The organism is Stenotrophomonas sp. B2, assembly GCF_014947095.1.
In the GTDB taxonomy this organism is placed as follows: Bacteria; Pseudomonadota; Gammaproteobacteria; order Xanthomonadales; family Xanthomonadaceae; genus Stenotrophomonas; species Stenotrophomonas maltophilia_P.
The window spans coordinates 1-8,102 of record NZ_JADCQA010000027.1 but is presented as its reverse complement, the minus strand read 5'-3'; the positions used below and the strand labels follow the sequence as shown (position 1 = coordinate 8,102).

The following is an 8,102-nucleotide window of genomic DNA, read 5'->3' as shown; positions in this document are numbered from 1 at the left end:
TGGCCGAGATTTCCGCGGCCTCGCAGGAACAGAGCGCCGGCATCGAGCAGGTCAACCAGACCGTGGTGCAGATGGACGAGACCACCCAGCAGAACGCCGCGCTGGTGGAGGAAGCCACCGCCGCTGCGCGGGCGATGGAGGAACAGGCTGTGCAGCTGGGTGAGGCCGTGGCCCGCTTCCGCCTGGAGTCACAGAACGAAGCACCGCTACCGGCGGTGGTCGTGGCGGCGCAGCGCAGAACGCCAGCGGCAGCTCCAGCGGCCAGGCCGGCCCCCCAGCGCGTCGCACGCGCCGCGGCGGCGCAGCCGGCGCTGGCACTCGACGGCGACTGGCAGGAGTTCTGACCTCATCGGAACTGGGACGCGTCGGATTCCTGCACACTGGCAGGGATCCGACCCTCGATCGGCCCGGTCTGATCGCCGTGACTCCTCGCCGGTCGTCGCAACGCATCACAGTTCCAGCGTTGCCCCGGCCAACTGGTTGAATTTTTCTTCAGGTTCAGCCGCCGCACGCCGCTAACGGGACACGGTCCTACGCGAGCCAGCGATGCCAGCCAGCAACGACCCCGACCCGATACCGGTACAGCGTGGGCGAATGCTGGCCGGCGTGCTGCTGCTCGCTGCGTGGCTGGGATGGACCCTCGCCGCGCTGTGGGCGCAGGCCGATGCTTCACAGCCACCGGCCGACCGCTGGCGCGCCGCGGACGTGCTGGCGCAGCTGTCGCCCGCCGTGCTTGCCGCCAGCCATCAGCATCCCCTGCTGCTGCGGCAGTCCATCGTCTGTGGCTGCGCACCACCGGCGCGCGCACCCGACGGCATCGACCTGCGGGAGGCCCGCACGCCGCTGCCCTTCGAATGGTTGGTGCTGTACCAGCAGCGCCTTGTCTATGCCGGGCCCTCCCTTCTCGACGCGGGCTGCGGCGGCCGTCCGCTCGCAGCCGCTCCACTGGTTGCGGGGCTGCTGCGCAATGCACAGGCGCCCGTGATCCTTTCCCATCATTGCCCATGCCACAAGGAGTAGCGCATGCATGCCTCCACCCGTAATACCGCCGCGCCGACCGGTCAGCCGACACCGCCTTACCTGCGCACGCTGGCCGCGGGTGCCGACCGCCTGTTCCTGCTGGTCAGTGCAGGGCTGGTCCTGGCCTCGCTGGCACTGGCCGTGCGCCATGGTCAATGGACACCGTGGCTGCTGGTCGCACTGCCCGCGCTGCTGGTCAGCGCGGTGCAGATCCACCTGCAGCCCGGCAGCCGCCTCAGCCGCTGCACGACAGCGCTGGCGTGGATGGTGCTGTCGGCCACCTTGATCCACCAGACGCACGGACAGCTGGAGACCCACTTCACGGTCATCGTGCTGATCGCACTGCTGCTGTACTACCGCGACTGGCTGCCGATCGTGGTGGCCGCCGTGGCGATCGCCGTGCATCACGTGCTGTTCTTCGCCCTGCAGACGCGCGGCCTGCCGTACCCGGTATTCGCCGCCGGCAGTGGTCTGGGCGTGCTGGTCCTGCACGCCCTGTACGTCACCATCGAGGCCGGCCTGCTGTCGGTGATGGCCGTCCAGATGCGCCGCCAGCTTCTGCTGCTCGGCCACGACCCGCAGCAACTGGCACACCTGGCACGCGGCCTGGCCGACGACCAGCCCCTGCCCGAGGCGCTGCATGCCAGCCAGTTCCCGCAGGACTCGCTGGCCGCCGCCCTGGTCCAAGCCAGCACCCGGCTGCTGCAGCGCCGCCAGCGCGAGCTGGCGGCCAGTGGCGAATCGCTGCGCATCCGCAGCGCGCTGGACGATGTCACCACCAACGTGATGATCGCCGACCGTGACCGCAACATCGTCTTCGTTAACCGTCCACTGCAGAAAATGCTGGCCGCCGCCGAAGCCGACCTGCGCCGTGACCTGCCGCAGTTCAGCGCCGCCGATCTGCTGGGCCGCAACATCGACATCTTCCACCGCAATCCGGCCCACCAGGCCACCCTGCTCGACCGCCTCACCGGCACCTACCGCACGCAGATCCGCGTCGGCGGCCGGGCCCTGCAGCTGATCGTCAATCCGATCATCGGCGACGACGAACAGCGCCAGGGATTCGTGGTGGAGTGGGCCGACCGCACAGCCGAGATCGAGGTCGAAGAAGAACTCGGCCATATCGTCGATGCCGCCGCGCAGGGCGACTTCAGCGGCCGCGTCGGCACCGCCGGCAAGGAAGGCTTCTTCCTGCAGCTGGCGGAACGCCTCAACGGCCTGCTGGATGCCAACGCACGCAGCATCGAGCAGATCTCGCAGCTGCTGTCCTCGCTCTCGCGCGGCGACCTCACCGTGCAGATGCAGGGCGACTTCCACGGCGTTTACGCCCGCATCCGCGACGATGCCAACACCACCATCGCCGAGCTGACCCGCATCGTCGGCAGCATCCAGGCAGCCTCCAGCCGCCTCACCGGCGCCGCCGCCGGACTGGCGCAGGGCAACGGCCACCTGGCCAGCCGTACCGAACAGCAGGCGGCCAGCCTGGAGGAAACCGCCGCCACCATGGAGGAGTTGACCGCGACGGTGCGCCAGAACGCGGGACATGCGCGGCAGGCCAACCAGCTGGCCACCGATGCGGCCGACATCGCCGGCGAGGGGCGCACGGTCGTCGGCCAGGTGGTCACCACCATGTCCGCCATTGAAGCCTCCTCGAAGAAGATCGCCGAGATCATCAGCGTCATCGACGGCATCGCCTTCCAGACCAACATCCTGGCCCTCAATGCCGCGGTCGAAGCCGCCCGTGCCGGTGAGCAGGGCCGCGGCTTTGCCGTGGTCGCCAGCGAAGTGCGCACCCTCGCCCAACGCTCGGCGGGTGCTGCCAAGGAGATCAAGGGCCTGATCGACGCCTCTGTCGGCAAGGTCAGCGATGGCGCCGCACTGGTGCAACAGGCCGGCAGCACCATGCAGCGGGTCGTGGCCGCGGTGCAGCAGGTGAACCAGATCATGGGCGAGATCTCCTCCGCCTCGCAGGAACAGAGCATGGGCATCGAGCAGGTGAACCAGAGCATCGCGCAGATGGACGCCAGCACCCGCCAGAACGCCACGCTGGTGGAGGCGTCCACCGCGGCCACCCACGGCATGGCCGAACAGGCACAGCTGCTGGCGGCCGCGGTAGCGCGCTTCCACCTGCACGGAGGGGACGACAATCCGGCGGTGATGCAGCGTGTGCGGCAGATCGCCGGTATCGAGGAATGATGCCTTCGGCCCATTCCTTCGATCCCGGCCCGGCCGATGGAAGGTGATGAAACTCACACTTCATAATCCGGCGCGGTGGCCGATATCCCCATCGAGCCACGCGCCGGCGCGCGCAGGCGCCCGCCCCTGACCACAGATTCCATGTCCGACGGCAACGACACAGCAGTGCACGATGTCCATGCGGCCGACGCCGCGGATGAACGCTTCCTGGTCCGTAATCCGCGCCAGCTGCGGCAGCTGCTGCGCTCGCTGATCGAGCAGCGCTCCCTGATAAACGCGCATATCGACGGCCGCGATCGCTCGTTCCCGACCGCGCTGTTGGAACTGGACGAAGACGAGGACGTGCTGCTGATCGATGGCAGCCCGCAGGAGGCGTCCAACCGGGCAGCCGAGCAGGCCGATCATGTGCTGTGTTTCGCCCAGCTTGAGCGCGTGCTGGTGCGCTTCCGTCTGCAGGGGCTGCAGCGCGTGGACAACGACGGCCACGTCGCCTTCCGCGCTGCGCTGCCAGAGGAACTGATGCATCTGCAGCGGCGCGAACTGTACCGGCTGGAGACCCCCGTCACCGACTCGCCCCAGCTGCTGCTGCCGGCTGCGGACGGACGCCCCGAGGCGTTGTCGATGCGCGTGGTGGACATCAGCGGCGGAGGCCTTGCCGTCGCGGTGCCCAGCGACTGCGCCGTGTTCGGCCTGCAGCAGCGCTACGCGGCGGTGCTGTCGCTGTCGGATGGGCCGGATCTGGATATCGAACTGGTGGTCTGCAACCTGCTGCCGCAGCGCCAGCCCAACGGTACCGAAATCAAGCGCGTGGGGATGCGCTTCGACAGCCTGCCTCGCGGTGGCGACAGCGCCATCCAGCGCTACATCTTCCGGATCGACCGCCAGCGCAAGGCACGCCGGAACGGAGAGATGTAGCTGGCGCCGGCCGTGGCCTGGCGCCATCCGGTCCTCACCAGACGGGAATGTCCTGTCACGGCCCTGCCTAAAGTCCCCCCGCGCGGGGCCGATATCGAGCCTGACACCGGGACTTCCGGCAGAACCAGGACCCCTCGATGAACGACCAGACCCGCTCCGCCGCCAGCGCCGGCGGCGAATTCCTCAGCTTCACGCTCGGCGCCGAGCATTACGGCGTGGATATCCTCAAGGTGCAGGAAATCCGCGGCTACGATGCCGTCACCCGGGTCCCGGACGCACCGGATTACATCAAGGGCGTAATCAACCTGCGCGGAACCATCGTGCCGGTGATCGACCTGCGCCTGAAGCTGCGCCTGGAGAACGCGCGCTACGACGCCTTTACCGTGATGATCGTGCTCAATGTCGATGACCGTGTGGTCGGCATCGTGGTGGACAGCGTCTCGGACGTCATCCCGCTGTCGTCCGAACAGATCCGCCCGACCCCTGAATTCGGCGCTGCGGTCGATACCCGGTTCATCTCGGGCATCGGCACCCAGGACGACCGCATGCTGATCCTGCTGGACATCGAGACCCTGCTGGACAGCGCGGACATGGGCCAGCCGGCCCTGCTCGAGGACGCCGCCGCCTGAGTCTGCGTACCGCTTCACGTTGCTGTCACGAAACCCTTCAGTTCCCTGCGGCGGTGCCGATAGGGGGACAGAGGCCGGCCGCGCGGGAACGCGTACCACCGGCAAAAAACCATCACCCTCCCGGAGAACCACCCCGATGAAGTCCCTGCTCGCGCTCGTTTCGGCTGCCGCCCTGGCCACCACCGCGTCGTCCGCCCTCGCCCAGTCCTCGGACATGATCCCGCCGGAACTGGCCCCGCGCTCGGTGGGCAAGGACGGCATGGTCTGCGGCAAGGTCGAGAAGGCCCGCTTCGCCGAAGGTTCCGAAGGCCAGCCGACGTTCCTGTACATGGGCGGCGCCTTCCCGCGCCACACCTTCTCGGCGCGCATCGCCGGTGAAAACCGCAGCAAGTTCTCGTTCCCGCTGGAAACGCTGGAAGGCAAGACCGTGTGCGTGATCGGCAAGATCCAGCGTGATGCCTCGCGCGCCGAGATCGAAGTCAGCTCGCCGGCCGGCCTGAAGCTGGCCAACATCAAGTAATCCGCTGTCCGTCGCAGTCACGCCGGTCCTGGTGCCGGCGTGGCCGCCGCCGCGACCGGGCCCGATGCCCGTGCGCGTCTGCCTTAGGAGATCGCAACGCCCATGCCTTGGATCAACAACCTGAAACTGATGCCGAAGCTGATGGTGACCTTCGGCGTCATCCTGCTGGTGATGCTGCTGCAGGGCATCGTCGCCTATCGTGGCCTGCATTCGCTGAACAACGTCACCACCGAGTTGGCCGGTTCGCGCATGGAAAGCATCCGCCTGGCCGGCGAGATGCGCGGCATGCTCGGCGAGTACCGCAACAGTGCCTACCAGCAGCTGATCCGTGCCAGCGATGACGTCAAGGCCGACGCGCGCAAGCAGGCTGCCGCGCTGCGTACCAGCATGGACAGTTCCATCAAGGACTATCCGAAGCTGGTGGACAACGCCCAGCAGAAGAAGCTGTTCGACACCTTCGCCAAGGACTGGAAGGACGCCCTGGCCTCCTACGACAGCGTCACCGAGATGCTGGAACTGGACCTGCCGGACGACGCCATCGATACCTTCGTCGGCGAGACCCGCACCAAGCACCGCAAGGCCGCCGCGGCGCTGGAAGCCCTGATTGCCGAAGACAACCGCCTCGCACGCGCCTCGCGCGAACAGGCCGAATCCACCTATGCCGCTTCGTCCGTCCTGACCGTGATCGCCCTGCTCGGTGGCGCCGCACTCGGCCTGGTGCTGGTGTGGCTGTTCGCCCGCGCCCTCGTCGGCAGCGTGCGTGGTGCCGTCTCGGTGGCCAATGATGTCGCCGGCGGCAAGCTCGACGGTCACATCGATGTCAGCCGCCAGGATGAAGTGGGCGAACTGATGCAGGCCATGCAGCGCATGCAGCGTGATCTGCGTGAGCGCATCGAGACCGACCAGGCCATCGCCCGCGAGAACCTGCGCATCCGGACCGCGCTGGATTACAGTTCGACCGGCGTCTACCTGACCGATGCCAACAACACCATCGTCTACAGCAACCGTGCCCTGCAGCAGACGTTGAGCCAGTACCAGGACGATGTGCGCCGCGACCTGCCTGACTTCGATGCGCAGGACTCGCTGATCGGCAAGCCGGTCACGGTGCTGGAACACCGTGGCGAGATGGACCCGTCCCTGCTGGCGAACCTCAAGCAGCACGGCGTGGCCCGTCGCCCGATGCAGTACGGCGATGCCCAGTTCGCCCAGGTCGTGTCGACCATCCGCAACGAGGACGGCGACACCGTCGGCTGCGTGGTGGAATGGCGTGACCGTACCCAGGAGGCGCAGGTCGAGGCCGAAGTGGCCCGGGTGATCGCCCGCGCCGCCGCCGGCGATCTGTCCGGCCGGATCGAAACCAGCGACAAGGAAGGCTTCTTCCTGCAGCTGGCCCAGCAGATCAACGGCCTGCTCGACGCCAACGCCGGCAGCATCGAACAGATTTCCGGCCTGCTCGCCGCGCTGTCGCAGGGTGACCTCACCGTGCGCATGCATGGCGACTACCAGGGCGTATTCGCTCGCATGCGTGACGATGCCAATGCCACTGCCGCGCAGCTGAGCGAGATCGTCACCCGCATCAAGCAGTCCAGCCGGGCAATCAGTACTGCCGCCGGCGAGATCGCCTCGGGCAACAACGACCTGTCGCGCCGCACCGAACAGCAGGCCGCCAACCTGGAAGAAACCGCCGCCTCGATGGAGGAACTGACCTCCACCGTGCGCCAGAATGCCGAGCACGCCCGCCAGGCCAACCAGCTCGCCATCGGTGCCCATGGCGTCGCCTCCCAGGGCGGCGAAGTGGTCGGCCAGGTGGTCACCACCATGTCCGCCATCGAAGCTTCCTCGAAGAAGATCGCCGAGATCATCAGCGTCATCGACGGCATCGCCTTCCAGACCAACATCCTGGCCCTCAACGCCGCGGTCGAGGCCGCCCGTGCCGGTGAACAGGGCCGCGGCTTTGCGGTGGTCGCCAGCGAAGTACGCACCCTCGCCCAGCGCTCGGCCGCTGCCGCCAAGGAGATCAAGGGCCTGATCGATGACTCGGTGGGCAAGGTCGCCGATGGTTCTGCACTGGTGCACAAGGCCGGGGCCACCATGGGCGAGATCGTCGCCTCGGTGCAGCGCGTGACCGACATCATGGCCGAGATCTCCGCGGCCTCGCAGGAACAGAGCGCCGGCATCGAGCAGGTCAACCAGACCGTGGTGCAGATGGACGAGACCACCCAGCAGAATGCCGCGCTGGTGGAGGAAGCCACCGCCGCTGCGCGGGCCATGGAGGAACAGGCAGGCCATCTGAGTGAAGCGGTGTCCATCTTCGTGCTCGATGAAGCCGAAACCGTGGTCACGCCCCGCGTCGCCGCCCCCGCCCCGCGCACCGCTGCACCCGCCGCCCCGGCGCCGGCTGCACCGCCGGCCCGCCGCAGCAGCGGCGGTCGCCCGATGGCCGCGGAACTGGCCGACGGAGACTGGCAGGAGTTCTGATTCCTGCCTGACCTGACGCACGACAACGCCCCGGCCCTGCGCCGGGGCGTTTTCGTTTAAGGGGCATCTGATTGTCCAGCCAACGGCGAAGCCCCTCGGAGTGGCCGCGGAGAGCTGCGGATTTCCTTCGTTTGGGCCAGGAAGGTGGGTCGCGCAGGGGACGCCGTGAATACGTCCCTGTAGGCTCGGGCGCGCCATCCATGGCGCTTACGCCCCTGCGCGACCCACCCTCCCGGCCACGGACAGTTTCCGTGCGCGTCCACCCCGGATTGAAGAAAGAAAGCAAAAAGCAAAAGCCAGATCACTTCCGGGGTCGGATCCGTTTTCCGCAGGAAAACGGATCC

General features: G+C 67.7%; 6 protein-coding genes and 1 pseudogene. All 7 read left to right on the top strand.

Annotated elements, in window-relative coordinates:
• Positions 1 to 344: pseudogene (locus IMX13_RS18765) on the top strand (methyl-accepting chemotaxis protein); the annotation flags it as partial.
• Between the two features lie 202 nt (positions 345 to 546).
• On the top strand, positions 547 to 1,020 hold the full coding sequence (locus IMX13_RS18760; protein WP_193396968.1) for a hypothetical protein: 474 nt from the start codon (positions 547 to 549) through the stop codon (positions 1,018 to 1,020).
• A gap of 3 nt (positions 1,021 to 1,023) precedes the next feature.
• Positions 1,024 to 3,216 (top strand): methyl-accepting chemotaxis protein, encoded by a 2,193-nt coding sequence (locus IMX13_RS18755; protein ID WP_164153062.1) that lies wholly within the window; start codon positions 1,024 to 1,026, stop codon positions 3,214 to 3,216.
• Between the two features lie 141 nt (positions 3,217 to 3,357).
• Complete coding sequence (locus IMX13_RS18750; RefSeq protein WP_111186113.1) at positions 3,358 to 4,131, top strand: flagellar brake protein; 774 nt, start codon at positions 3,358 to 3,360, stop codon at positions 4,129 to 4,131.
• A 137-nt stretch (positions 4,132 to 4,268) separates the two neighbouring features.
• Complete coding sequence (locus IMX13_RS18745; protein ID WP_053520422.1) at positions 4,269 to 4,760, top strand: chemotaxis protein CheW; 492 nt, start codon at positions 4,269 to 4,271, stop codon at positions 4,758 to 4,760.
• A 136-nt stretch (positions 4,761 to 4,896) separates the two neighbouring features.
• Complete coding sequence (locus IMX13_RS18740; RefSeq protein ID WP_053520421.1) at positions 4,897 to 5,280, top strand: hypothetical protein; 384 nt, start codon at positions 4,897 to 4,899, stop codon at positions 5,278 to 5,280.
• Positions 5,281 to 5,382: 102 nt separating this feature from the next.
• Positions 5,383 to 7,758 carry a methyl-accepting chemotaxis protein gene (locus IMX13_RS18735; RefSeq protein WP_193396967.1) on the top strand — a complete coding sequence of 792 codons (2,376 nt, stop codon included), beginning with the start codon at positions 5,383 to 5,385 and terminating at the stop codon, positions 7,756 to 7,758.
• The last annotated feature ends 344 nt before the right edge of the window (positions 7,759 to 8,102 follow it).

Coding starts and splice junctions, on each gene's coding strand:
- IMX13_RS18760 (WP_193396968.1), top strand. CDS start 547: ATGCCAGCCAGCAACGACCCCGACCCGATACCGGTACAGCGTGGGCGA.
- IMX13_RS18755 (WP_164153062.1), top strand. CDS start 1,024: ATGCATGCCTCCACCCGTAATACCGCCGCGCCGACCGGTCAGCCGACA.
- IMX13_RS18750 (WP_111186113.1), top strand. CDS start 3,358: ATGTCCGACGGCAACGACACAGCAGTGCACGATGTCCATGCGGCCGAC.
- IMX13_RS18745 (WP_053520422.1), top strand. CDS start 4,269: ATGAACGACCAGACCCGCTCCGCCGCCAGCGCCGGCGGCGAATTCCTC.
- IMX13_RS18740 (WP_053520421.1), top strand. CDS start 4,897: ATGAAGTCCCTGCTCGCGCTCGTTTCGGCTGCCGCCCTGGCCACCACC.
- IMX13_RS18735 (WP_193396967.1), top strand. CDS start 5,383: ATGCCTTGGATCAACAACCTGAAACTGATGCCGAAGCTGATGGTGACC.